At 68.6% G+C, this 25,280-nt stretch carries 16 protein-coding genes; 7 read left to right on the top strand and 9 right to left on the bottom strand.

Translation table 11 applies throughout. From position 1 onward, the window contains the following. The 6 genes from FKV23_RS01455 to ppc all read right to left on the bottom strand — a co-directional run bounded on the left by FKV23_RS01455 (position 1) and on the right by ppc (position 13,328). Positions 1-1,416, bottom strand: coding sequence for a hypothetical protein (locus FKV23_RS01455; RefSeq protein WP_141622257.1), 1,416 nt, complete (start codon positions 1,414-1,416; stop codon positions 1-3). Further along, entirely contained in the window at positions 1,413-7,664 is a 6,252-nt protein-coding gene (locus FKV23_RS01450; RefSeq protein ID WP_244244065.1) for an AAA domain-containing protein, read from the bottom strand. The genes FKV23_RS01455 and FKV23_RS01450 overlap by 4 nt, the downstream gene beginning before the upstream one ends. Further along, positions 7,664-8,314 (bottom strand): 4Fe-4S single cluster domain-containing protein, encoded by a 651-nt coding sequence (locus tag FKV23_RS01445; protein ID WP_141622256.1) that lies wholly within the window; start codon positions 8,312-8,314, stop codon positions 7,664-7,666. The genes FKV23_RS01450 and FKV23_RS01445 overlap by 1 nt, the downstream gene beginning before the upstream one ends. Continuing rightward, a complete protein-coding gene (locus FKV23_RS01440; RefSeq protein WP_141622255.1) occupies positions 8,311-10,143 on the bottom strand; it encodes an AAA family ATPase in 1,833 nt (610 codons plus the stop codon). Before FKV23_RS01440 ends, FKV23_RS01445 begins: the two co-directional genes overlap by 4 nt. A gap of 77 nt (positions 10,144-10,220) precedes the next feature. Continuing rightward, entirely contained in the window at positions 10,221-10,598 is a 378-nt protein-coding gene (locus FKV23_RS01435; RefSeq protein ID WP_141622254.1) for a hypothetical protein, read from the bottom strand. A 6-nt stretch (positions 10,599-10,604) separates the two neighbouring features. Then, on the bottom strand, positions 10,605-13,328 hold the full coding sequence (ppc, locus tag FKV23_RS01430; protein ID WP_407067637.1) for a phosphoenolpyruvate carboxylase: 2,724 nt from the start codon (positions 13,326-13,328) through the stop codon (positions 10,605-10,607). Positions 13,329-13,616: 288 nt separating this feature from the next. On the opposite strand from ppc, the gene FKV23_RS01425 reads away from it, so the two are divergent. Further along, positions 13,617-14,372, top strand: a complete 756-nt coding sequence (locus FKV23_RS01425; RefSeq protein WP_167284882.1) for a tetratricopeptide repeat protein — start codon at positions 13,617-13,619, stop codon at positions 14,370-14,372. Positions 14,373-14,393: 21 nt separating this feature from the next. Here FKV23_RS01425 and FKV23_RS01420 read toward each other — a convergent pair whose 3' ends face one another. Then, entirely contained in the window at positions 14,394-15,773 is a 1,380-nt protein-coding gene (locus FKV23_RS01420; protein ID WP_141622251.1) for a glutamate--cysteine ligase, read from the bottom strand. 192 nt (positions 15,774-15,965) lie between these two features. Beyond that, the gene (yihA, locus tag FKV23_RS01415) at positions 15,966-16,613 is read right to left on the bottom strand and encodes a ribosome biogenesis GTP-binding protein YihA/YsxC (protein WP_141622250.1); all 648 of its coding nucleotides are present in this window, start codon (positions 16,611-16,613) and stop codon (positions 15,966-15,968) included. 177 nt (positions 16,614-16,790) lie between these two features. Here yihA and FKV23_RS01410 point away from each other — a divergent pair, with 177 nt between their 5' ends. From FKV23_RS01410 to FKV23_RS01390, 5 genes are all read left to right on the top strand, one after another. After that, complete coding sequence (locus FKV23_RS01410) at positions 16,791-17,633, top strand: c-type cytochrome (protein WP_141622249.1); 843 nt, start codon at positions 16,791-16,793, stop codon at positions 17,631-17,633. A 157-nt stretch (positions 17,634-17,790) separates the two neighbouring features. After that, positions 17,791-18,471, top strand: coding sequence for a thiol:disulfide interchange protein DsbA/DsbL (locus tag FKV23_RS01405; RefSeq protein WP_141622248.1), 681 nt, complete (start codon positions 17,791-17,793; stop codon positions 18,469-18,471). A gap of 229 nt (positions 18,472-18,700) precedes the next feature. Then, positions 18,701-19,573, top strand: a complete 873-nt coding sequence (locus tag FKV23_RS01400; RefSeq protein ID WP_141622247.1) for a thioredoxin domain-containing protein — start codon at positions 18,701-18,703, stop codon at positions 19,571-19,573. Between the two features lie 25 nt (positions 19,574-19,598). Then, positions 19,599-20,378, top strand: coding sequence for an endonuclease/exonuclease/phosphatase family protein (locus FKV23_RS01395; protein WP_141622246.1), 780 nt, complete (start codon positions 19,599-19,601; stop codon positions 20,376-20,378). Between the two features lie 71 nt (positions 20,379-20,449). Continuing rightward, a complete protein-coding gene (locus tag FKV23_RS01390) occupies positions 20,450-20,851 on the top strand; it encodes a GNAT family N-acetyltransferase (protein WP_141622245.1) in 402 nt (133 codons plus the stop codon). A gap of 8 nt (positions 20,852-20,859) precedes the next feature. Here the strand turns inward: FKV23_RS01390 and FKV23_RS01385 are convergent, their stop codons facing one another. Beyond that, positions 20,860-21,876: a sugar kinase gene (locus FKV23_RS01385; RefSeq protein WP_141622244.1), complete on the bottom strand. Its 1,017-nt coding sequence runs from the start codon at positions 21,874-21,876 to the stop codon at positions 20,860-20,862. Between the two features lie 205 nt (positions 21,877-22,081). Here FKV23_RS01385 and FKV23_RS01380 point away from each other — a divergent pair, with 205 nt between their 5' ends. Continuing rightward, on the top strand, positions 22,082-24,856 hold the full coding sequence (locus FKV23_RS01380; protein ID WP_141622243.1) for a TonB-dependent receptor: 2,775 nt from the start codon (positions 22,082-22,084) through the stop codon (positions 24,854-24,856). The last annotated feature ends 424 nt before the right edge of the window (positions 24,857-25,280 follow it).

Below are 25,280 nucleotides of genomic sequence, written 5' to 3'. Positions count from 1 at the left end.
CTAGCGGTTGCGTTCGCGCGGTGCCACGGCATCGCGCGGGGTCGATGCGGACTCCGCCCCGATTTCCTTCAACGGCACCTCACCCACTTCCAGTGCGCGCTCGATCCGCACGCTGCCGCCCGTGTGGTGCAGGTGTTGTTCCAGTTGCCGGTAGTCGGTGCACCACAGGGTTTCGATGTCGCGGTCGCGCCCCCGGTCGCGCTGGCGGTCGAAGGTCACCGCGCGCATCTGCATGCGACCGTCGGCGGCGCGGCCGCCCAGCTCGACCCCGTAACCGGGCGTGGCGGTCTTGCGCAGCGCCAAACGGCCGTCCTCGGCCCAGGCGGTTTCCATGCCTTCATGGACCTCGTAGCCAAGCCCGGCCAGCGCCTCCAGCACGGCCTGGCGGCAGCTGCGCGCGGCATGCGCTTCGACCTCCTCGGTGATCATCGCCTCGATGCGGGCCTGCAAAGCCGCAATCCGCGCAGGGTTGCGCGCGGCCACGGCCGCCTCGAACGCATCGCGCAGTTCCGCGACCACGGCCGGATCGAGCACGGCAACGGCATCGGCGATCTGCAGTTCGAGTTCGGCCCGTTGCCGGCGCCACTGCGCGTCGGCCCGGCAGGCCTCGCCCAGGTCCAGCAGCAGGCTGTCCAGCAGCAGGTTGCGGCGGACGCGATCGGGCTCTCGCTCCAGCGATTCGATCCGCGCCAGGAACGGGGCGGCGACCGCTTCGCCGGCCAGCAGTTCCAGTTCGGCGACGTGGCGGTCGAGCCGGTGCAGGCGCGGATCGCGCTCGGCCTCGGTCTGCGCCGCCCGCCATTGATCGAAGCTTTGCTGCGCTTCGCCGGATTTCAGCGCTTCGGCCAGCTCTCGCTGGGCGTCGCTCAGTCCTGCTTCGGTTCCGGTCGCGGTATCGGCATTGCGCGAGAGCCAGGCGAAACCTTCGCCCAGCATCGCGTCCAGCCCATCGCCTTCGCCGGCCGCACGCACACGCTCGGCCAGCGCGGTCGCGGCATCGGACGTTTGTGCCGACAGCGCCTGCAACAGCTGCTTGCGGTGCTCGCGTCGCCGGCGCCGGGTCGTTTTCGCATCGGCGGCGCGTTCGACCAGACGCAGCTCGCGTTCGGCAAGGTCTTCGCGCAGGAAGGCCAGCTCCTCGTCCGCCGCACGGTGCATGGCGGCGACCTGGCGTGCGTACTTTGCCGAACGCTCCCCACTGAGCGCACCGTCGCCAAAACCGGACTCGTCCGACATCGCTCGCAATGCGGTGATGCGCTCGGCCATCGCGGCACGCACGCTCTCGTCAGCCTCGCCCAGCGCCTCGACCCGCTCCAGCCAAAGTTCCGCGGCACGCTCCACCTGCCGCAACCGGCGCAGGCACTCGGCGCGCAACTGCGCACGGGTCTTGACCGTGACCACCTTGGGGCCGCTCATCGTCCATCTCCTTTCAATGCGCCCGCGATCGCCTCGGTAAGCTCGGCCTGTGCCGCCGCCGGATCGTGGTACCAGTGCCGGGCCGAGACACGATGACGCCGGACGATGGTCCGGCCCAGTATCTGCGGGCGCCAGATCTCGCGCGCCCGCGCGTGCGCGAGCAGCGAATGACATGGACTGTCGCACTCGATGCCGATCGCGTACAGCCCGGTCGCCGGGTCTTCGATGGCGAAGTCGAGCGCGAACGCATCCTCACCCCCTGCCGCCACCGGCTCATGCCCCAGCGAACGGATGTACGCCTCGACCGCGCGATGGAAACCGTCATCGGTACGCGACCCGTCCGCTCCGGCCTCGTCGCGGCCGCGGCGCAGGCGGTCGAGCAGGCCCTTCGCGCCGGCGAAATCGCCGCCGCTGATCATCCGCGCATAGGCCAGCCAGCCCTGCAGATAGTCGCGCGGCGTGGCCGGCGGGCGCCGGGTGGCGAGGAAGTCGGATACGTCCGCGACCGGCATCGAGCTCATCACCAGCATCTTCTGCCGTGCACGGGTCACCGCCACGTTCAGGCGCCGCTCGCCACCAGCCTGGCCGAGCACGCCGAAGTTGCGCCGGAACACACCGCGCGGATCGCGGCCGAAGGTGGTTGAGAACACGATCACGTCGCGCTCGTCGCCCTGGACGTTTTCCACGTTCTTGACGAACACGGCCATGTCCTCGCCGTCCTGCAGGCGTTCGCGCTCCAGGTTCCAGGCCTGGGCGAAGTTGGCATCGGTCTCGGCGCGCTGCTCGATCAGCTCCTCGATCAGGTCGGCCTGCTTGCTGTTGAAGGTCACCACACCGACCGAGGGGCGCGCGTCGGCCGGGCGCTGCCACAGTCCGGCCAGCCATTCGACCACCGCACGCGCCTCGTCGGCATTGGTCTGCTGCGCATACACGCCATCGACCTGGTGCCAATCCAGCGGCCGCCACGCACGTACGGTCTGCTGCGGATGGCGCGCCGGCACGTGCAGGCGGCCACGGTAGAAGGCGGCGTTGGAGTAGCCGATCAGTTCGCGATAGACGGAACGGTAGTGGACCTGCAGGATCGTGCCCGGCAGGCTGCCGCGGGCGAGCTGCAACAGGTCGGGGCAGTCCTTGATCTCGCGCAGGTTGCCGCTGTGTTCGCGCGCCTCGCGCAAGGCGTCCTCGTCGAGTTCGTCCAGCTCGTCGAGTTCGTCCTCCTCGTCCTCGACCCGGCTGGAAAAGAATGCGCTGGGTGGCATCTGCTTTTCGTCGCCGCTGACCACCACGGTGCGGCCGCGATAGAGCGTGGGCAGGGCGTACTCGACCGGCATCTGCGAGGCTTCGTCGTAGACGACGATGTCGAACAGGCCCGGCTGCAACGGCAGCACCCGGCTGGCGACGTCGGGATTCATCAGCCAGACCGGCCGCAGCTGCATCAGGCCGATTGCCGCGCCTTCCTCGACGAACTCGCGCAGGCGCCGGGCGCGAGCGCCGCGCAGGCGGGAAATGTCCTCCCATTGGCGAACCGAGCCGAACCGGCCAAGATCGATCAGGCCGGCCAGATGCGCGCGGTTGAGCGCGCGCATGCGCGCGTCGGCTTCGGCCAGTTGCTCGATGCGGCGGGAGAACTCCTCGTCATCGAGCAACAATTCGGGGTGTTGCTGTTCGATCGCCAGCTTCCACGCCAGCCGCGCCTCGCGGTTGAGCAGACGGCGGCAGGTCGCCTCCAGTCGCTCCGGCGCGATCGCATCCAGTTGCGCCTGCAAGGGCCGCAACCGTGCCAGCAGGGCAAATGCATCTTCGTCCAGATGTGCGGCGCGGACACGGAACCTCTGGTAGGCGGCCAGGCTCGGCAATGCGTCGTGGATGGGGCCGCGCAGCAGGGCGGTCCCGGTGTTGTTACGGATGTGATCGCGCAGTTGCGCGGCCAGCGTGTCCTGCAGCCACGGTTGCAGGACGGTCAGTGTCTGCAGGCTGGCTTCGCGAGCGGCCTGCCGGCGCAGGGCGGCCTCGACCTCGTCCAGCCAGCGCGCCAGTGCGACACGGTCGCTGCCGGCCGCGGCATCGGCCCGCGACGGCTGCGGTGCGCTGGACAGCCGGTGCGCGGCCTCGCGGGTTTCGCGCAGGTGGCGCAGCGATTCCGCCGCCTGCAGCAGCAGGCCGGGGCCGCTGTCGGCGGACGGTGGGTCCAGCTGGAGTTGCCGGTGCAGCGCCGCCAGTCGCTCGCGCAACGGCCGCCATGCGGCTTCCAGACCGGCGGCCGCGGCCATGCGCACAAGGGTCGTGGCATCGTTGCCGGTCTCGCCGTGCGCGCGCAGGAAGCGACGCAGGCGGCGCTGGCCGAGCCAGCGTGCCGGATTCAGCCGTTGCAGGAACGAGGCCGGCGATACCGCCCGTTGCGCATTCCGATGCATGTCGGCGAAGCGCGGCCCGGGCAAGGCGCCCAGCGCGGCCGATAGCTGTGGCTGCCAGGGACCGGCGTCGATCGCCTCCAGCGCGCCGACGATGTCCTGCAGGCGGGCGATCAGTTCATCGCCGACCGCCTCGCCGCGAAACAGCGGCAGCCAGCGCGCCAGTCGCCGGCGTTGTTCGTCGCGCAATCCGCGCAGCGCTGCGGCGTGTTGCGCCAGCCAGTGGCGATGCGGCGCCGGGTCGTCGATTTCGAACGAAGCCGGGCTGTCGGCCAGCACCTGCTCGCGCGCGTCCTCGACCCGTTCGAACGCCTCGAAGGCCTGCACGAAGCCGGCACAGGTCGTGTCATCGGCGGCGAACGCACGCAGCTGCGCCAGCGCACTGCCCTCGAAGCGGGCCGGCAGCCAGCCGCGGATCAGCGGTGCGCACTGCTCTTCCAGCCGCGCCAGCGCGCCGCGATCGAAGGCGTCCAGCCAGGGACGCAGGGCCGGGAAGTCCGGCGGCGGCGCTTCCGCTTCGAGCTCGATCAGTTCGCCCAGCAATTGCCGCCAGCTCAGGCCGCAGCCGTCGTCGATGCGGTGCAGGGCCTGGTGGTGGCGATCGAGTTCGCCTTCCAGGGTTTCGATCCGCGCCGCCAATCGCTCGCGTTCGCCGGCCGATGCGAACGGCGGCGGGTTGCGCAGTAGCGTCAGGGCCTGTTCGCGCACCTCGCGGATGACCGGCTCGCGATCGCGGTTGACGTCGTTGAGCATCACCACCCGATCGCCGAGCCCTTCGGCGACCAGCCGCTTGTGCACCACCTCGAGCGCGGCATGCTTCTGGCACACCAGCAGCAGGCTGCGGCCGTTGCCGATGGCGTCGGCGACGATGTTGACGATGGTCTGGCTCTTGCCGGTGCCGGGCGGACCTTCGATGACCAGCCCCGGGCCGCTGCCGGCCGCGAGCACGGCGGCCTCCTGAGACGGGTCGCTCGGCGCGGTCAGGAACCGCTGCGATTCGCCCGGCCGGGGCACGGCGCCGCTGTCTTCGTACTCGCGCAGGCGCAACAGGATCTCCAGCCCGGTGCCACCGGGCGAGCACTGCTGCAACTGGCGCAGCTCCTCGCCGATCGCCTGGCCCATGAAGGTGGCGTTGAACAGCACCGCCGCGCAGGCCAGGGCCTGCTGGCCGGGTTCGAGTTCGACATCCAGCGGCGGCAGGGCCGACAGGCTGCGCTCGCGCGCGGGCGCCAGCATGCCGAAGGCGTCCATCACGTCGGCGACGGTCACGGCCGAGCGTTGCAGCAGGTCGTCGGCCACCTTCTGCCAGCGCTCGCGCTCGTCGTGGCCGAGCAGGCCTTCCAGGGCCGGGTTCAGGCGCACTTCCTCGCGTCCGCTGTCGAAGCCGATGCGGACCCGGGCGCGCTCGCGGACCGGCAGCTCCATCCGCGCCGGCCACAGCAGCAGCGGCGCGATCCGGGTGCGGACGTGTCCGCGCGGATCGCGCAGCAGCAGGAACGGGAAGCCGACGTAGAGGCCGTCGATGCCGGTGTCGCGCTGGTACAGGCTGCGGTTGCGCTCCAGCGCGTGCAGGCGTCGCCACAGCAAGGTCTCCTCGAACACCGCCGGGTCCAGCGTCAGCGCCTGGTTGCCGCGTTGCAGCAGGGTATCGAGCAGGGTTGCGGCCGGGCGTCGCGGGGTGTCGAGTTCGGTCAGGTCGATGCGGCTGCCGGCGCGGCTGATCCCCATCCGCACCAGCGGGCCGCGCAGCGCGGCATTGACGACCTTCTTCTCGAAGAAGCCGAACAGTTGCGCGATGTACTGCTGCTGCCTGGGCTCGATCCAGCGTTCGGCCGGCAGTGCCAGCAGCACCAGCGCATCGGCCAGCGGCAGCCTTCGCTGCAGCCGGTACTGGCCGGCCCAGCCGTCGAGTTCGCCGATGCCGCAGCTGGCGAAGCCTTGCAGGCGCTGGTCGATCGCCTGCCAGATCGCGCGGCGCCCCTGTTGCAGCCACTGCTCAGCCCGTTCGCGCTCGAACCCGCCGATGCCGATGCGGCGCGCGCTGCGGGCCGCGGCATCGAGCAGGTGGTCGGCGGACTGGAACTGGCCGATGTCGGCCGCCAGCAGCACGACCAGGTCTTCCTCATCCAGCATCGCCCGCTCGGCCAGCGACTGGATGCCCGGATGCGGGCTGTCGGGCAGCAACGATTGCCGTGCCTGCCATTGCGCCGCCAGCCGCGCGCGCGAGGTGGACAGGGCGAGAATGCGAAACTGCGCTTCGTCCAGCGCGATGCCGCGGTGGCGGGCACGCTCGCGCAAGCGCTCGGCGCGCGCCTTCATCCTCGGCAGCCAGTGATCGGGCTGGCGCCGTGCCAGCAGATCGGGGACTTCGCCGGCAAGCAGTTGCCAGCCTTCCTCGGGGTGGTCGAGCAGCCAGCCGGGGCTGACGATCCGGCCGCGCCGGATCAGCGGCATCTCGGGATTGAGCCAGGTCAGCGCCAGCATCAGCCGGAAGTCGTCTTCCAGCGCCTCGTGCCGCGCCAGGTGCCGCAAGGCGGCCAGCGCCTGCGCCTCCAGCCCGGCCTGCTCGGCCCAAGTGACCAGCGCGCCGCGACGCAGATGTTCCAGCGCCTCCTCCCAGTGCTGCGGCTCGCCCGCGGCCAGCGCGAACAGCCGCGCGCTGCGGTGGCTGCGTCCACCCAGTTCGATGCCGGCGCCACGCGCGTCATCGCCGGCCTGCCCGCGCAGCGGCGGCGCCGGCGGCGATCCGCCCGCCAGCCAGGCTTCGACCTCGCGCCACTGCCAGCGTTGATGGTGGTCGTGCGCGAGCAGGCCGCGGAACAGCAACTCCAGCTGCGGCGGCAGGTCGTCGGGCAGCGGCACGCCATGGCTGAGGATGTGGATCAGCCAGGCATTGGGATGGATGTCGCCGAAGCATTCGCCCGCGGTTACCTGCTCCAGCAGCAGCATGCCCAGGCTCCACCAGTCCGAGGCCGCAGCAACGCCGCCGGCCACCGCCTCCGGCGCCATGTAGCGGCTGGTTTCCAGCGGCGCGACCAGGTCGAGGTCGAAGTCCGACAGCCGCGCAGAACCAAAGCCGCCAATCACCAGATCCAGCGGTTCGCGCTCGCGGACCAGCACCGCCGCCGGGCGCAGGTCGCGATGGCGCAGGCCGGCCTCGGCAAAGACATGCAGGGCCCGGCCCAGTTCGCGCAGGACGTGGCGGATCGCGTCGATGTCGCGGGCATGGATGCCCAGCCCGGCCAGGGTGCCGCCCGGCAGCGCCTCCATCACCTCGTAGGGCCGATCGTCCCAGCGCCCGGTGGCGATCAGCTCGGGCACGTGCAGCCGCGGCAGCCGCGAGACCGCCGCGTACACGTCAGGATCGGGCTCGGCGCCGGCGTGGTAGAGGGTCAGCACCGCCCGCCGTCCACTCTCGACATGCTCGGCGTAATAACGCTCGCGCACGCCGGCGGTTTCGGCCATGCGGGCCTGCAGCCGCCAGCCGTCGATCACCGTTTCCGCAGCGGCGGCCGCTGCCGTCCCCTCTCCCTGCGCAGGATCGGTGCGGTCATTCGCAGCATCGGCGGCCGGCCCGGCACCGCACGCCATGCAGATCAGGTCGCCGGGCTCCATCGGGTGGCCGTTCTCGCAGCGCGCTTCCGCCGCCGGCACGGGAGGTGTGGCAACCGCCTCCTCTTCGGTCACCACCGGTGCCGGCCGCCAGCCGCGCGGATGGATCGGCTCGCCGGCCAGCACCCAGCCGCAGGCCTGCGCGTCTACGGTCATGCCGGCGCAGAAGTGCTCGTCGAGCGGACGCTCGCTTTCGCAACTCGGGCACCAGCGCATCAGCTCCATCAGGCCGCTCCGGGGTTGTGCTGACTGGTTCGCGCGTGGTGCCCGGCCGTTTCCAGCACGGCCCGCAAACGCTTGAGGTCGTCCGGACGCGGGATGCCGGCCATCCACACGCTGCCGTCGGCATCGAACATCACATCGAGCGTCGGCGCGGCGCCCTGCCGTGGCGCATCGAAGCCGGCGAAGCGTTGTTCGCCCAGTGCGGTGAGCCGGTGCAGTCGCTGGTTGTCGCTGCCGCGCAGCGGCAAGGTCTGCGGCTCCGCCTGCCGGTACGGGCCGCTGATCAGGACATCGACCAGGCCGGGCATCCCGGCCAGCATCGGTTGCAGTTGCTCGAACTCATGGCCGCTGTAGACCAGGATGTCGGCCCCGCTGCGGGCGCGGATGCCGGACAACAGTGCGCGCAGGGCGTCGAACTGCTCGAACGGCTCGCCGCCGGACACGGTCACGCCATCGGCTTCAGCCAGCCACGGAACGATGTCCGCGAGCAATGCCTCGACCTCGATCCGCCGCCGCCCCGGGCCCCATGTATCGGCCGACACACAACCCGGACAGCGGATGCCGCAGCCCTGGAACCAGATCCCGAGCCGGCGCCCGGGCCCGAGCGCGGTCACCGGGAAATGCACGCGCGAAAGCGAAACCGTCTGCGTCACCGCCGCGCCAGTTCCAGTGCGCCTGCATCGAGCCGGACGATCTCGAATGCCTCGCCGGCAGCCGCATCCATGTCGAACAGGCTGCGCGCCAGCGGATTGATCAGGCAGGCCTCCAACTGGTTGCGGATGCCGCGGCCGCCGTGAGACAGATCGGCTAGGCACAGGGCACGCAGGCTTTCGCGCGCCTGCGGCGCCAGCGCCACCTGCAACGACTGCGCGGACAGGTCGGCCAGCGTGGCCTCGACCATCTGTTCGAAGATCTGCCCGCCCACGTCGGGACGGATGAAATCGAAGACGATGATGTTCTCGCCGATGCGGTTGAGGATCTCGGGCCGGTTCAACACCAGCTTGAAATGCTGTTCGATCTCGTCCCGTATCCTGGCCTGCACGCGTTCGAACGGTGCGTCCGGGGTGACGTTGGCGACCCGCTGTCCGGTTTCGTCCAGACGGTAGATGCCGAGATTGGAAGTGAATACGATCAGGCTTTCGGAGAAGTACACCCGGTCGCCGCGTCCCGAGGTCAGCACGCCGTCGTCGAGGATCTGCAGGAACTTGTCGAGGATGCGCGGGTGCGCCTTCTCGATCTCGTCGAACAGCACCACGCTGAATGGCTTCTCGCGGATGGCATTGGTCAGCTCGCCGCCGACGTCGTAACCGACATAGCCCGGTGGCGCGCCGAGCAGGCGTTGGTCGGCATGCTCGGCGCTGAACTCGGACATGTCGAAGCGGATGTAGGCGCCCTCGTCGCCGAACAGCAGCTGGGTGACGGTCTTGGCCAGTTCGGTCTTGCCGACACCGGTCGGCCCGGCGAGGAAGGCGACGCCGCGCGGCCGGTTGCCCTTGCGGCTGCCGCCGACGCCGGTCACCGCCCGCTTGATCAGGTCGAGCATGTGGATCACGGCATGGTCCTGTCCCTTGACTCGCCTATGGATGAAGGCATCGGCGTTGCGGATGCGCGCGCGGTCCAGGCGCAGCCAGGGGTCTTCGGTCACGCCGACCTTGTAGCGGCGCACCGCATCGCCGATGCGGGTCACCGGCAAGGCTTCCACCCGCGCCAGCTGGGCGATGGCATGCAGGTCGGCCAGCAACAGGCCCTCGGTGCTCTCGACGAAGTCCTGCCCCGCCTGCTGCAACCGGCTGGCATCAAGCGTGCCGGCATCGGCAAGACCGCGCAGCAGACCGGGCACCAGCGCGCGACGGATCTGCTGGTCGGGCCGCGACACCGGCACATGACGGAGCCGGGGATTGCCCACGGTCAGCCAGTCGGGCAGGTCGCCTTCCTTTTCCACCACCCAGAACACGTTGTTGAAGAACGGCCGGCGCTCCGGCCCCGCCGGACGGCTGCGGGCGCGGTGCGACAACACCAGGGCCTGGGTGAACATACGGTGCTCGGCCTCGCTGAGGCTGTCGTTGCGCACCACCAGCCGCGAGGCGAAGTCGACCACCAGCGCCACCGGCTCGCCGGGATGCTCGACCAGCCGCTGCAAGGTCGCGCCCAGCAAATCGATCCCGGCCGGCGTGCCCGCCTCGCCCGCCACCAGTCCCAGGGCACGCAGCAGCGCCCGCCCCTCCGCCGCATCCTCGCCCGGCCGGTCCAGCACCTCGAAACCGGCCAGCGGGCTCCACATCAGCACGTGGCGCACACCTGCCTCGCGCAGCGCATCACGCAGGCACAGCTCGAACGGCTGCGCTGCCACCACCTCCGGCGCGACTTCCGACGCTTGTAGATCGCGCACGTTGCCCGACAGCACGAACTGGCTCTTGAGCGGCAGGAAGCGCAGCAGGTCGCGCAGCCAGCGCGGCTTCTCGAACGATTCCGTTTTGTCCATGCGCCGATTCTAGGTCAACTTGCCGGCGCGCTGATTCCAGAGTGGAGCCGGTGCTGGAACTGGCGTGGTACCCGCAGCTACCCGGAACGAGGCAAGCGCCAGAGTTCGAGAGTGTCCTCGACATCCCCCTGTTCGAACTGTCGATCCAATTCCTGCAGGGAAAAGCCGGGCAGTCGCACTTCCAGCGCCCCCAGCACGCTACGCGCGCCCCATGCCCTCCCTTCGATCATGAGACTGCATCCATGACGGGACACAAGCTCCCATACGCTGACAAAACCGACCACGGCGTGGTAGTGGAAACGGATCGCTCGGATGTCGGCCACTGCAATCGATTCCAAGCGCAGACCACGACGGACAACGATGCGATCGCCGCGAAGACGCACGCGCTCGGGCAACGCCACGATCGCTCCCCACAGGACGGCAACCGCAATCAGCAACGGGATCGACGCTGACATCGCTACTTACCCGGTGTTCTGGATCCCCGCCGAAATCCCGTTCACCGTCGCCACCAGGGCCTGCAGGCGTGCGTCGTCGGGGCGGCCGGCGTTGCGCCAGCGGGCGAGCAGGTCGACCTGGAGCAGGCTGATCGGGTCGATGTAGGGGTTGCGCAGGCGGATCGACTGGCGCAGGCGATGGTCGTGGGCGAGCAGGTCGTCCTCGCCCTTGATCGCAAGTACCGCGTCGCGGGTGCGTTCGAACTCTTCGGCGATACCGGGGTGCAGCCGGTCGTGCAGGTCGCCGGCCAGTTGCGAGTAGCGCTCGAAGATGGCCGGGTCGGACTTGGCCAGCACCATCTCGACGTCGTCGACCAGGGTGCCGAAGTACGGCCAGTCGCGGGCCATCTCGGCGAGGGTGTCGCGGCCGTGGGTGCCGAGCGCTTTTTGCAACGCGGTGCCGACGCCGTACCAGGCGGTCAGGCCGGCGCGGTTCTGCGCCCAGGCGAACACCCACGGGATCGCGCGCAGCGAGCCGATGCCGGGCGCCTTGTCGCCGCTGGGGCGCTTGCTCGGGCGCGAACCGATGCGCAGGCGCTCGATCACGTCGATCGGGGTGGCGGCGCGGAAGTAGGCCGGGAAATCAGGATGCTCGTGGACCAGCGCGCGGTAACGGGCGCGGGCGTCGTCGGCAAGTTCGGCGGCGATCCTGCGCCAGCCCTCCTCTCGCGGTTCGGGCGGGCGCGGGCGCAGGGTCGCGCGCAGCACCGCGCCGGTGGTCTGCTCGAGGTTGCGCAAAGCGATCGCGCGGATGCCGTACTTGCGATGGATCACCTCGCCCTGCTCGGTCAGGCGCAGGATGCCGTCGACCGAACCGCGCGGTGCGGCGATCACCGCACGCTCGGTCTTGCCGCCGCCGCGACTGATCGAGCCGCCGCGGCCATGGAAGAAGGCGATGCGGATGCCGCTCTCGTGCGCGAGCTGGGTCAGCGCGATCTGGGTCTGCTGCAACGCCCAGCGCGAAGCGACGATGCCGCCATCCTTGGCGCTGTCGGAATAGCCGAGCATGACCATCTGGCGATTGTCGCGGGCCTGCAGGTGGGCGCGGTAGAGCGGATCGGCGAACAGCGCCTTGAGCGTGTCGGGCGCGGCAGCGAGATCGTCGACGGTCTCGAACAGCGGCGCGATGTCGAGCGGCACCTGGCCGTCGTCGTCGATGCATCTGGCGACCCGGGCCAGCGCCAGCACCGCCAGCGCATCGGCGGCGCTGCGGCTCATGCTGATGATGTAGGGGCCGAACGCACGCGCGCCGAAGAGCGGCCGCAGTTCGGCGACGGTGCGGAACACCGCCAGCACCGGCGCCGCCGGTTCGGGTTCGACCGCGGGCACCTCGACCTCGCCTTCGACGATCTCGTGCAGGCGTGTGGCGCGCTGTTCCGGCGAACGTTGCGGCCATTGCGGGTCGTTGAACAGCGCCGCCAACGCGGCATCGTGCACAGCCGAATCCTGGCGCAGGTCGAGCGTGGCCAGGTGGAAGCCGAAACACTGCGCGCGCCGGCGCAGGCGGCGCACGCCGAACAGGCCGGCGTGGGCGCCGCCGTTCGCGGCGAGGCTGGTTTCGATCATTTCGACATCGGCGAGGAAGGCAGCCGCGTCCTGGTAACCGCCCGGTGCCTCGCGCGCGGTCAGTTCGAGTCGCTCGGCCATCAACGCCAGCAGGTTGCGGTACGGCATGTCGGCGTGGCGCGGACGCAACCGCTCGGCCGCCAGTGGCAACAGCTGCCGGTAAGCCTGCAGCCGCTCCAGCACCGCCGCGTCCACGTTCACCCGGTGCACGGACTGGCTCAGCATCCCGGCCAGTGCGCCGAGGTCGCGCTTGTATGCCGTCAATACCAATCCACGCTGGCCTGTGAGGGCTGCGACGATGGTGTCGGCGCCGACATTGGGATTGCCGTCCATGTCGCCGCCGACCCAGGTGCCGAAGCCAAGCAGTGGCGGCAGCACACCCTCGAACGGCATGTCCTTGGAACCGTAGCTTTCGTTCAAGGCCTCGTCGAAGGCCTCGTGGAACACCGGCAGGACCTTGTACAACACCTCCGACAGGTAGAAACCGACGTGCTCGAACTCGTCGGCGACACTGGGCTTGGCTGCCGGCGCCTCGGCGGTCTGCCAGCTCGCGGTCAGGGCCTGGCGGATGCGGTCGCGGTCGGCGCGGCGCTCGGCCGGGGTCAGGCCGCGGTCGATGTCGTCGACCAGGCAGCCGACGATCAGGCGCTCCTTCTCCAGCAGCGCGCGGCGCACCGCCTCGGTCGGATGGGCGGTGAACACCGGCTCGATGCGCAGCCGCGGCAATAGTTCGAGCAGTTCCTCGGCGCCGACGCCGGAACGCGCCAGCGAACCGAGCACCTCACGAAGACTGCCCGGTTGCGGGCTGGCGCCGGCGCGCTCGTAATCGCGCCGACGACGAATGCGATGCACCCGTTCGGCCAGGTTGACCGCCTGGAAATAGGTCGCGAACGCACGCACCAGGTCGCCGGCCTGATCCAGTTCGATACCCGACAAAGCGGCGGCCAGTTCGTCGACCGGCGACCCGGACTCGCGGCGACGGATCGCGGTGCGGCGCAACTCCTCGACCTCGGCGAGGAAATCCTCGCCACGCTGCTCGGCCAGGATCTCGCCGACCAGGGCGCCAAGCGTTTTCACGTCTTCGCGCAGCAGCGCATCGGTGGGCGCGAATTCGACGATGCGCAACGGCTCCTCGGCCGGTTCGGTGGACTCAGTACGTGGGGCCGTGCGGGAGGGGGTGCGAGATGGGGCTGACGGGGTCATCCGTCCAGCCTACCGCACTGCAGCAACGACTGCGCGTCGGTTGCGGCTGCAACGGATGATGCATTGCGGCCCGATCCGGCCCGTCCCGACCAACACCGATCGGATGAGTGTGTGGACACGATGGCAGCCGGATTTGATGTGCAGGCTGGCGCACAGCCGCATCCCTGTGGAACACTCCCGCCCGCATCGCATCTGCGAAGGATCCCACCCATGCCCATCGGACTCGGCCTGCACGTCGTCATCGCTCTGTTCTTCGCCGTCCATGCCGCGCGCAGCGGCCAGGATCGCTACTGGCTGTTCGTGCTGTTCGCGTTTCCGCTGCTCGGCAGCATCGTGTATGCGGTTGCGATCTGGCTGCCCGAACAGCGCCACTCACCGCAGGCGCGGGTCTTGCACCGGAAAATGCGCCGGGTGGTCGACCCCGAGCGCGAACTGCGACTGGCAATGGAGGCGTTCGAGGACTCGCCCACCACCGAGCACCGCCTGCGCCTGGGCGACGCCCTGCTCGACGGCGGCCGGGCGTCGGAGGCGATCCCCCACTACCAGGCCGCCCTGCGCGGCATCCACACCGACGATCCGGACATCCAGTCCCGCCTCGCCCGCGCCTTCCTGGAGGCCGGACACGCCGGTCAATCGCGCGAACTGCTCGACCAGCTCATCGCCAGGCACCCCGACTACCGCTCGCAGGACGGCCACCTGACCTACGCACGCGCAGTCGCGGCCGAGGGCAATCGCGACAAGGCGCGCGAGGAGTTCGAGACGCTGATCGACTACAGCGGCAGCTACGAGGCCATCGCCTGCTATGTCGAGCAGTTGTTCGTCTGGGGCGAGGCGGCCCGGGCCATCGAAGTGGGCGAGGCCGCACTGTCACGTGCGAAGCGCCTGCCCGGCTACTCGCGGAAACTGCACAAGCCACACCTGACCCGTATCGAACGCGCACTCAGGCAGGTTCCGGCCCCCGCCTGAGCGCCGTCGCGCAGACTTCGCTCAATACGCGAACTCGCGGAACACCGGATCGATGCTGCCGTTCCACGCGCCGTGGAACAGCTCGAGCTTGCGTTCGGCCGGAGTGATGCCGGCTTCGGCGAACTCCATCAGCGGTTCGAGGTAGACGGTTTCATCGGCGCCGCTGGCATTGACGTTCGCGCGCCGTTTCAGGCCGTACGCGGAGATCTCCAGCGCGCGGCGGGCCAGGTCGAGCACGGTGCCGTTGCGGAACGGCAGCTTGAGCGCATGCTTCGGCACGCCATCGCGCAGCGCATGCAATTCGGCGAGAGTGAAATCCTTGACCAGGTCCCAGCCGGCGTCGAGCGCGGTGGCGTCGTAGAGCAGGCCGACCCAGAACGCCGGCAATGCGCAGATGCGGTTCCACGGACCGGAGTCGGCGCCGCGCATCTCCAGGTACTTCTTCAACCGCACCTCGGGGAAGGCGGTGGTGCTGTGGTCGGCCCAGTCGCGCAGCAGCGGACGCTGGCCGGGATATGCGGGCAGCCTGCCGTCGAGGAAATCGCGGAACGATTGCCCGCTCGCATCGATGTACTGGCCGTCGCGATAGACGAAATACATCGGCACGTCGAGCAGGTAGTCGACGTAGCGCTCGTAGCCGAAGCCGTCCTCGAACACGAAGTCGAGCAGACCGGTGCGGTCCGGATCAGTGTCGGTCCAGATGTGCGAGCGGTAACTGAGGAAGCCGTTGGGCTTGCCCTCGGTGAACGGCGAGTCGGCGAACAGCGCGGTCGCCACCGACTGTAGCGCCAGCGAGACACGGAACTTCTTCACCATGTCCGCCTCGTCGGCAACGTCCAGGTTGACCTGCACCGTGCTCGTGCGGGTCATCATGTCGAGGCCGAGCGAGCCGACCTTCGGCATGTACTCGCGCATGATCTTGTAGCGGCCTTTCGGCATCCACGGCATCTCGTCGCGACGCCATTTGGGCTGGAAGCCCATGCCGAGGAAGCCGAGCCCGAGCGGTTCGGCGACCGCGCGCACCTCGCGCAGATGGCTGGTCGCTTCCTGACAGGTCTGGTGCAGGTGTTCGAGCGGCGCGCCGGACAGTTCCAGCTGCCCGGCCGGCTCCAGCGATACCGAGGCACCGTCGCGCGACAACGCAATGACCCGCCCCGGCTGTCCGGGCAGGTGCTCGCTGACCGGCTCCCAGCCGAACTGCACCAGCCCCTTGAGCACGGCCTCGATGCCGCGCTCGCCATCGAAGGCGGGCGGACGAAGATCATCGGTGCGGAAACCGAACTTCTCGTGTTCGGTACCGATCCTCCAGTCGCTGGCCGGGCGGGTGCCGCCGCTCAGGAACTCGAGCAGGTCGGTGCGGCTTTCGATAACGGCATCCTTGGCGTCGCTGGGACCGGACACATGCACCTCGTCGGAAGGAAGGGCGGCCTCGGCAACGGCCTGCCATGCAGATGAGGGCGTCGCGCCGGACTGCAAGATTCAAAGTGTAGTCGCGGATGATGAACGGGCAACTTCACCCGCGGAACACAGTGGCTCGAATGCATCACCGGTGCCGTCATGCCGGCGTCCGCCGAGGATGACGCGCGACCCTGCCTAGATCTCCAGCCAGCCGTTCACCACCGCGCGCGCCTCGTCGACGCCGAGCTTGGCCGCACCGGAAAAGACCTGCACGCCGACGGTATCGCCGAAGGCGGCCTTCAACTCCTTGCGCACCGCCTGCAACGCCTGTGTCTGCTGACCGCGGCCGAGTTTGTCGGCCTTGGTCAGCAGTGCGTGCGCGGGCAGGCCGCGGCTGACCGCGTAGCCGAGCATCTGCCGGTCGTAATCCTTGAGCGGATGGCGGATGTCCATTACCACCACCAGCCCCTTGAGCGCGTGCCGGGTCTGGAACCAGCGGTCGAGGAAGGCCTGCCAGTGCGCCTGCAGGTCCTTGGGCACCTTGGCGTAGCCGTAGCCGGGCAGGTCGACCAGGTAACGGTCTGCATGCGGGGGAATATTGAAATAGACCAGCTGCTGGGTCCGCCCCGGCGTCTTCGATACCCGCGCCAGCGCATTCTGCTGGCACAGCGCGTTCAGGGCGGTGGACTTGCCGGCGTTGGAGCGGCCGGCGAAAGCGACCTCGAAACCGCCATCCGCCGGCAGCTGGGCCGGGGTATGCGCGGCCAACAGGTATTGCGCTCGGGCCAGCGGATTGGACGGTCTGGCGGCCGCGACGGGCTTGGAATCGGTGGGATTGGCCATGCCCATAGCATCGCACGGCGGATCGTACGGCGCGCCATCCGGCGGGGGCCGGGGCCGTGCCGACGACCGCCCGGCATTCAGCCTCCGTTGACCCGCTCCCGGCCGGCAACGATAATTCCGCGGTTCCGGCGCCGGATTCCGCGCGCCACCCTAGAAGTTGTTTCGGAGCCCAGCCTGATGAGCCAAGCCCGCATCCTCGGCCTGATCGGCATCGCCACCCTGGCGGTCGCCACGGTCGCCTATGCCGCCCAGACCACGGTCAACCCGATCCCGGACAACGAGCCGGTCGAAGCCGCGCCTCTGGTCACCGCCGCGGAGCTGGCCGCCGAGCCGGTCGCCTGGGGCAACGCCGAGGCAGGCGCCGCCAAGGCCGGCACCTGCGCCGCCTGCCATGGCGTGGACGGCAACCCGAGCGATCCGCAGTATCCGCGCCTGGCCGGCCAGAACGAGCGCTACATCGCCCATCAGGTCGCGCTGTACAAGACCGGCGAGCGCAGCGGCGCCATGGCCGCGGTGATGAAGCCGTTCGCCGACGAGCTGTCGGCGCAGGACGCGCGCGACATCGGTGCGTTCTTCGCGACCCAGAAGGCCGGCGCCGGCGTGGCCGACGACACCGTCATCGCCAGCGGCCCGAACGAAGGCCTGAAGTTCTTCGAAGTCGGCGAGAAGCTGTTCCGTGGCGGCGACACGGCGCGCGGCATCCCGGCCTGTCTGGCCTGTCACGGCCCGGACGGCACCGGCAACCCCGGCCCGGCCTACCCGCATATCGCCGGCCAGATGGCCGATTACACCCAGCGCCGGCTGGAGGAGTATCGCTCCGGCGTGACCGCCGAGCAGGAGCCGCACCTGTTCAACGTGATGGCCGCCGTTGCCGCACCGCTGACCGACGAGGAAATCGGCGCCCTGTCCAGCTACCTGCAAGGCCTGCACCCGCGCGCGGACGACTATGTGGCGGCCGATGCGCCGGCGTTGCCGTCCGCTCCGGCGCAAACCGAAGCCGAAGCGGCCAGCGGGTCCTGATCCGGAGATGGCGGGAACTTCCCGCCGGCCACTGTGGTCATGACCCATGCAACGCCGACCGCCGACCGCGGTCGGCGTTGTTGTTTTGGACGGCTGGATTCGTTCAGCGTTACCTTTGCGCAAACTGGATCCCGAACGCTTACGACGAGACCGACCGATGACCTCACCGCTCCGCACCTCTCCTCGCGCCCGCCTGTTCGCCCTGTCCGGCCTGCTCGCGGCACTCACCGCCGTCACGATCCTGCTGCTGCCCGGCCAGGCCAGCGTCCAGACCACCGCGCCGGTCGCGGGCAAGGACTACATCGAGATCCCGGACGGCAAGCGGCTGGGGCCGGACGACGGCAAGATCGAAGTGGTCGAGGTGTTCGCCTACGCCTGCCACCACTGCGCCAGCTTCGCCCCGACACTGGAAGCCTGGAAACAGAAGCAGGGCCGCGACGTGCGGGTGACCTACCTGCCCTTGCCGTATGGCGCCCAGGACCCGCTGGCGGCGGCTTACTTCGCGGCCGAAAAGATGGACGTGCTGTCGCGCACCCATGACGCGACCTTCCGGGCAATCCACGACGAGCGCCTGCTGCCGCGCAACCCGAGCGCCGACGAGATCGCGACCTTCTACGCCGATAAGGGCGTGGACGCCGCGCGCCTGAAGGCGCTGATGACCTCGCAGGACATCCTGGACAGGCTGTCGCCGGCGCGCGACTTCGCGATCCGCAGCGGCGTCGAAGGCACCCCGACCCTGATCGTCAACGGTCGCTACCGCATCGCCGGCCGCACCTTCGATGACCAGCTGCGCACCGCCGACCACCTGATCGCGCGTGAACGCGCCGCCACACGCTGAACCCGGGCCTGAACCGCAACCTGCATTCGCCCGCCAGACGGGAACAGGCCAGTATCCTTGCCACTCGAAGCGGCGCCCGCGTCACCCCATACTGATTGCGGGCTGCTCGCAAAAATCCCGCCAACCATGTGCGGACTTGCATATCCTGAATTGCGAATCCCTCGCAACAACCCGCACATCCCCGCACATCCATGTGCCGACTTTTCTTTTTCTTCGCGGAGAACATCCGATGACCGCATGCCAGACTGCTGCCCGCCTGCTCCCGATGCTGCTGCTCGTGTCCATGCTGGGCGCCTGCTCCTCCGAGACGCCGACGCCACCGGCCGCACAGCCCGAGCCCACCGCCATGCCGGCTGAAGAGGCCACACCCGGCGAAGCCACGGAAAGCGACGCACCGGCCGCAACCGGCGAAGCCACCGATGGCGAAGCCGCGAACGACGAAGCCGCGGCGCCGGCCGAACCTGCCGAAGCCGCCACCGCCAACACCAATCCGGTGCTGCCACCGCAGGGCCCGGCGCCGGTGCGGGGCACCGACTATGTCGAGATCGCCAACGGCCAGCCATTCGCCCCGGTCATGGGCAAGATCGAGGTGGTCGAGGTATTCGGCTATACCTGCCCGGCCTGCGCCCAGTTCGAACCGAGCTTCAAGGCCTGGAAGGCCCGCCAGCCAGCCGATGTCAACGTGCTGCCGCTGGCCGCGCCGTTCGGCGGCTACTGGGAACCGTACGCACGCGCCTTCTACTCCGCCGAAACGCTGGGCGTGCTCGAACAGAGCCACGACGCGGTGTTCCGCGCAATCCACGTCGAGCGCAAGCTGCCGCCGCCGCCGACCGTGGCCAAGCCCGAACAGCTCGGCGCGTTCTACGCCGCCTATGGTGTCGATGCGAAGAAGTTCGCCAGCACCATGAACAGCTTCGCCGTCGACGCCAGGATCAAGCGCGCCGGCCAGTTCCTGGCCCGCAGCGGCGTCGATTCGACCCCCTCCCTCGTGGTCAACGGCAAGTACCGCATCACTGGCGGCCGCACTCATGACGACCAGCTGCGCATCGCCGACCACCTGGTTGCGATGGAGCGCACCGCAACCCGGTCGCCCGCGGAGTAGACGGCACGACCGTCCCCGGTACGTCATGTCCAAGCCGCCCCCCCCACGGCATCGCCTCCGACTGCTGAGCGCGAACATCCAGGCCGGCTCCAGCACGCGTCGTTACAGCGACTACGCGACCCGCAGCTGGTCGCACGTGCTGCCGGCCGGCAACAAGCGCGGTGCGCTCGACACCATCGCGCGGCTGGCCGGCGAGCACGATATCGTCGGCCTCAACGAGAGCGACCCCGGCAGCCTGCGCTCGGGATTCACCAACCAGACCCACTACCTGGCCCAGCGCGGTGGCTTCGACTACTGGAGCCACCAGCCCAACCGCCGTGTCGGCGCGGTCGCTTCCAGCGCCAACGGCCTGCTCAGCAAGCTCGAACCGATCGAGGTCAGCGACCACACCCTGCCCGGCCGCATCACCGGGCGGGGCGTGCTGCTGGCGCGTTTCGGCGACGGCGACGAGGGCCTCACGGTCGCCGTCGCGCACCTGTCGCTGGGCCGTCAGTCGCGGGCCTCGCAGCTGGCCTTCATCGCCGAGCTGCTGCACGACCACCCGCACGCAGTGCTGATGGGCGACTTCAACTGCCCGGTCGACAGCCCCGAGATGCAGCGCCTGTTCCGCGAAACCCGCCTGCAGCTGCCGGCCTGCGTGGTCCCCACATTCCCGAGCTGGCGCCCGCAGCGCGCGATTGACCACATCCTCGCCAGCGACGGGCTGGTCTGCGCCGAGGCGATCGCGTTGCCGGCGGCGCTGTCCGACCACCTGGCGCTGTCGATGGAGCTGCACATCCCCGACGAGGCATTGCGCCGAGGCTGAAGCGCCTGCGGCGCGAATCGCCCCCTGACTCAGCAGGGGGCTGAATCCAGAACCGTGCAAGGGGATTGCGCATGACCATCGAGTACCGCGATGACGCCGACATCGGCGTCGACGAAGCCATCGAGCTCTATCGGCGCTCCACCCTCGGCGAACGCCGGCCGCTCGACCGGCCCGACATCTTCGAAGCCATGCTGGCCAATGCCAACCTCACCGTAAGCGCCTGGGACGGCCCGCGGCTGGTCGGCATATCGCGCACGCTGACCGACTTCGGCTACGTCGCCTACCTCGCTGACCTCGCGGTGGACGCCTCATGCCAGCGGCAAGGCATCGGCAAACGGCTGATCGAGGAGACCCGGCGTCGGCTGCGACCCGAATGCATGATCGTGCTGCTGGCCGCGCCGAAGGCGAACGACTACTACCCTGCGCTGGGCTTCGAACACAATCCGCGCGCCTGGGTGCTGCGCGGCGATTGAAGTCCGTTTCAGCGACGGACGTGGAAACCGTCTTCCGACAGGAAAGCCTCCACATCCTCCACTCCGACCAGGTTGAAATCGCCCGGCACGGAATGCTTGAGGCAGGCCGCGCCGAAACCGAAGCGCAACGCGTCGCCCGCGGCCATGCCGGTCACCAGCCCATGCAGCACACCGGCCGCGAACGCGTCGCCACCGCCGATGCGATCGACGACATGGGCCAGTGTGCAGGACGGTGTGGTGTGCACGCTGCCATCGCGCTCGACCAGCATCGCCGACAGCACGTGGTAATCGACATCAACCTGCCTGCGCTGGGTGCAGGCCATGTAGCGCACGTGCGGAAACGCCTTGAACGCCTGCGTCGCCGCCTGCACCACCTTGTCCTCGATGCTGTCGGCATCGCACTCGGCGCCAAGCACCACGGCCATGTCGCGATGGTCGGCGAACAACACGCTCGCCGTACCCATCAGCCGGCGCAGGATCGCCGGCGGATCGGCGTCCCAGGCCCGCCACAGCAGGCTGCGGAAGTTGCCATCGAAGCTGACCTCCGCCCCGGCTGCGCGCGCGGCTTCGGCCGCCGCGATCGCCGAGTCGGCGCAGGCCAGACCCAGCGCCGGGGTCACGCCGGACAGGTGCAGCCAGCCGGCACCCTCCAGGCAGGTCTTCCAGTCATAGTCGGTGTGGCGGGTGAAAGCGGAATCGGCGCGGTCGTACAGCACCCGGCTCGGCCGTTGCAGGGCGCCGGCCTGGATGAAGTACAGGCCCATCCGCCCCGGCCGGCTGCGCATGAAGCGGGTATCGACGCCATGGCGACGCAATTCGCCGATCGCGCTTTCGCCCAGTGCGTTGTCCGCCACGGTGCCGACCGCCCCCACCCGATGACCGAAGCGGGCCAGCGAAACCGCCACGTTGGCCTCGGCTCCGCCGACATGCACGTCCAGCGACGGTGTCTGCAGCAGCAGGCCGCGGCCGGGCGCACTGAGCCGGAGCAGAAGCTCCCCGTAACAGATTATTGTGCTTTGCGACATTTCATGCCTCGCGATGTTTTCCTTTCATATCAATGCGTTATTCGCAACGAGCTGGGGTTTGCGCAACGCAGCATGATGTTTGGAAGACGTTTTGTTAGGGTTTTGACCAGCGGTGTCATTGCTCAATATCAATCACCATACCAAGCGCCGCGTACGAGTCAATCAAGGCATTTCGATGCCCACAAGCCCGTCGGGAGGGGCTCCCATGCAATTGCAACGTTCGGCAAAAAAGACACCGGTTACCGTTCTCGCCGGCGCCATCGCCGTGGCGCTCCAGATGATGCCGCAGGCCGCGCTGGCCCAGGACCCTGCTGACACGGACGCCACTTCCGCCAGTCCCCGGACACAGGCCGCCACCGACCTGGACACCGTCACGGTGACCGGCTTCCGCGGCAGCCTCGCCGAAGCACTGAACATGAAGCGCGACGCGGTCGGCGCGGTCGATGCGATCGTCGCCGAGGACATCGCCGACTTCCCGGACCAGAACATCGCCGAATCGCTGCAGCGTATCCCCGGCATCACCATCACCCGCGATTCGGGCGAGGGCCGCTCGATTTCAGTGCGCGGCCTGTCGGGCGACTTCACCCGCGTGCGCATCAACGGCATGGAGGCGATCGCCGCCACCGGCGGCGAAGGTGGCCCGAACCGCGGCCGCGACTTCGACTACAACGTGTTCGCCTCCGAGCTGTTCAATTCGGTGGTCGTGCACAAGACCGCTTCGGCCAGCCTCGACGAGGGCTCGCTGGGCGCGGTGGTCGACCTCAACACCGGCGCACCGTTCAGCCACAAGGTCGGCCACACCTTCCTGGTCTCCGGCCAGGCCCAGTACAACGACGTGACCGAAGACACCACGCCGCGCCTGGCGGCGCTGTACGCGTTCCGCTCGCCGTCGGACATCTGGGCGGTGGCATTCTCGGCCGCCTATTCCGACGGCAGCACCAAGGAGCTTGGCCAGAACACCGTGCGCTGGCAGCAGGCCGCGTTCAACTCGGTGCGTGGGGTGGACTGCGCGACCAGTCCCGGGGATGCCGGTTGCACCGAGGTCGCCAACGGCTTCCACGCGCGCATCCCCCGCTACGGTGAGATCGAGGTCGAGCGCGAACGCCTTGGCCTGACCGGTGCGCTGGAGCTGCGCCCGGCCGAGGGCACCCGCCTCAACCTCGACCTGCTGTATTCCAAGCTCGATGCCTCGCGCAGCGAGAAGTGGCTGGAAGTGCTGTTCCGCGGCAACGAAGGCGGCATGGACGTGACCGATTACGTCCTCAACCCGGCCACCAATACCCTCGACATGATGGCGGTCGACAACGCCTGGGTCCGCAGCGAGAACTTCAAGAAGGCCTGGACCACCGAGTTCAAGCAGTGGACGCTGAGCGCCGAACAGGTGTTCACCGACACCATCACCGGTCATGCCCTGATCGGCAGTTCCAGCTCCGAGCTGAACTTCCCGTACGAAATCACCTTCATGTACGACGACCGCAACTACAACGGCTTCGTCTATGACTACAGCAACGACAAGTTCCCGCTGATCGCCTACAACGGCGCCGACGTCACCGATCCGGCGACCTTCCAGATGTCGGAATTCCGCGACCGCCCGAGCAATACCCGGCACGAATTCGACACCGTCATAGCCGACGTGGAGTGGGCGTTCCATCCCGACTACGCGTTGAAGGCCGGCGTCAACTACCGCAAGTTCAGCTTCACCACCTGGGGCGGAATCCGTGATTCTGGCGTGTGTGCGGCAGGTCTGCACGATTGTTCCGCGGAAGGCGTCTACGGCATTCCGGCCACCGGCGACCTGTCGGACATCTACCATTTCAACGGCAAGGCCGGCGCCGGCTCGACCACCCGCTGGGTGATACCCAACCTGCGCGCCTGGAGCGACTTCATCGGCCTGCCGGGCCTGCCGGCGCGCCTTGACACAGGCAACGTCCGCAGCGTCAGCGAAAAGGACTCCGGCGTATTCGTGCAGTTGGACGGCTATACCGACATCGCAGGACATGACCTGCGCTGGAACGCCGGCGTGCGCTATGTGGAAACCGAACAGAGCTCGAGCGCTCTCGTCAGCGTGGGAGGAGAATTCAATCCTGTCACCATCAACCGGCCCAAGTACAAGGACACCCTGCCGGCGATCAACGCGGCGTTCTCGATCACGCCCGACCTGATCTGGCGCGCGGCAGCGGCCAAGGTGATGACCCGTCCTGGTTTGGGCAGCCTGTCGCCGGGCGGCAGCGTGGACAGCTTCAACTACCGCGTGACCTACCAGAACCCGTTCCTCGACCCGACCCGCGCCAAGACCTTCGATACCTCGCTGGAGTGGTACTTCGCCCCCGAATCGATCATCTCGCTGGCGATCTTCTACAAGGACATCGATTCGCGCCCGCTCCCGACCGAGCGCGAAGGTACCTACGCCTCCACCGGCCTGCCGCTGGACCTGCTGGTGCCGACCTCGCCGGCCGCCGAGAATCCGGAAGGCCGGCCATGGACGATCCGCTCGATCGAGAACGGCCCGGGCGGCAAGCTCAAAGGCTACGAGATCGGCTTCCAGATGCCATTCTCTGTCATGACCGAGAGCGTGCCGGTGATCCGAAACATGGGCATGATTGGCAACTACACAAATGTCGATTCCGAGGTGGACTATCCCATCGGCACCGAGCGCCTGTTCGGCCTGTCACGACATTCCTACAACTTCACCCTGTACTACGACACTGAGCGTTTCCGCGCCCGCGCCTCGGCCGCCTACCGCGACGGCTACCTGAGCGGTACCAGCGGCACCGGCAACCGTTTCGAGGGCTACGGCAGCACCTTCAATGTCGACGCCTCGGCGACCTACAAGGTCGACGACAACTGGGAGGTGACCTTCGAGGCGCTGAACCTTACCGACGACTACCAGGACCGCTGGACCGACATCGATACCCTGCGCCGCTACGAGTACGACCACACCGGGCGGACCTACAAGCTCGGTTTCCGCTACAAGTTCTGATCCGTCCACCGGCCCGGCCACCCGCCGGGTCGGTACGACATCTCAATCGATCACACAGGGCCTGTCCGGTTTCCCGGGCAGGCCCTGCTGTCTTCCGGCCAATGGCCTGAAAGGCACTGGATGCGGGCTCCCCTCCGACGCAAGCGTTCGGGGGCAGGCTTTGCGGGCATGGCAAGGGTTTTCGAGGCTTGCTTCATCGGGCCGCCCCATTCCGGATATGCCGAGGGCAACCTCGATGTCCCTGCTGTCCTGCAGCACACACGCCCATTCAGAATAAATCCTGCATATCAATCGCTTGCACACGAAAAGCGCGCTTTTTGCGATGCAGCATGATGCTATGAAATCGTTATGTTACGTTTTTGACCATCGGTGTCATTTTTCGCTTTCAATGCCGGATCTGGTCGGCATATTCCACAAGAACGCT

This window comes from Lysobacter alkalisoli (assembly GCF_006547045.1).
In the GTDB taxonomy this organism is placed as follows: Bacteria; Pseudomonadota; Gammaproteobacteria; order Xanthomonadales; family Xanthomonadaceae; genus Marilutibacter; species Marilutibacter alkalisoli.
Note: the sequence above shows the minus strand (reverse complement) of the source record. Positions and strands in the feature narration are given on the sequence as shown.

What these genes read in the sequence shown, in the direction of transcription:
- FKV23_RS01455 (WP_141622257.1), bottom strand. Translation starts at nt 1,416, where the DNA reads ATGAGCGGCCCCAAGGTGGTCACGGTCAAGACCCGTGCGCAGTTGCGC.
- FKV23_RS01450 (WP_244244065.1), bottom strand. Translation starts at nt 7,664, where the DNA reads ATGGAGCTGATGCGCTGGTGCCCGAGTTGCGAAAGCGAGCGTCCGCTC.
- FKV23_RS01440 (WP_141622255.1), bottom strand. Translation starts at nt 10,143, where the DNA reads ATGGACAAAACGGAATCGTTCGAGAAGCCGCGCTGGCTGCGCGACCTG.
- FKV23_RS01435 (WP_141622254.1), bottom strand. Translation starts at nt 10,598, where the DNA reads ATGTCAGCGTCGATCCCGTTGCTGATTGCGGTTGCCGTCCTGTGGGGA.
- FKV23_RS01425 (WP_167284882.1), top strand. Translation starts at nt 13,617, where the DNA reads ATGCCCATCGGACTCGGCCTGCACGTCGTCATCGCTCTGTTCTTCGCC.
- yihA (WP_141622250.1), bottom strand. Translation starts at nt 16,613, where the DNA reads ATGGCCAATCCCACCGATTCCAAGCCCGTCGCGGCCGCCAGACCGTCC.
- FKV23_RS01410 (WP_141622249.1), top strand. Translation starts at nt 16,791, where the DNA reads ATGAGCCAAGCCCGCATCCTCGGCCTGATCGGCATCGCCACCCTGGCG.
- FKV23_RS01405 (WP_141622248.1), top strand. Translation starts at nt 17,791, where the DNA reads ATGACCTCACCGCTCCGCACCTCTCCTCGCGCCCGCCTGTTCGCCCTG.
- FKV23_RS01400 (WP_141622247.1), top strand. Translation starts at nt 18,701, where the DNA reads ATGACCGCATGCCAGACTGCTGCCCGCCTGCTCCCGATGCTGCTGCTC.
- FKV23_RS01395 (WP_141622246.1), top strand. Translation starts at nt 19,599, where the DNA reads ATGTCCAAGCCGCCCCCCCCACGGCATCGCCTCCGACTGCTGAGCGCG.
- FKV23_RS01390 (WP_141622245.1), top strand. Translation starts at nt 20,450, where the DNA reads ATGACCATCGAGTACCGCGATGACGCCGACATCGGCGTCGACGAAGCC.
- FKV23_RS01385 (WP_141622244.1), bottom strand. Translation starts at nt 21,876, where the DNA reads ATGTCGCAAAGCACAATAATCTGTTACGGGGAGCTTCTGCTCCGGCTC.
- FKV23_RS01380 (WP_141622243.1), top strand. Translation starts at nt 22,082, where the DNA reads ATGCAATTGCAACGTTCGGCAAAAAAGACACCGGTTACCGTTCTCGCC.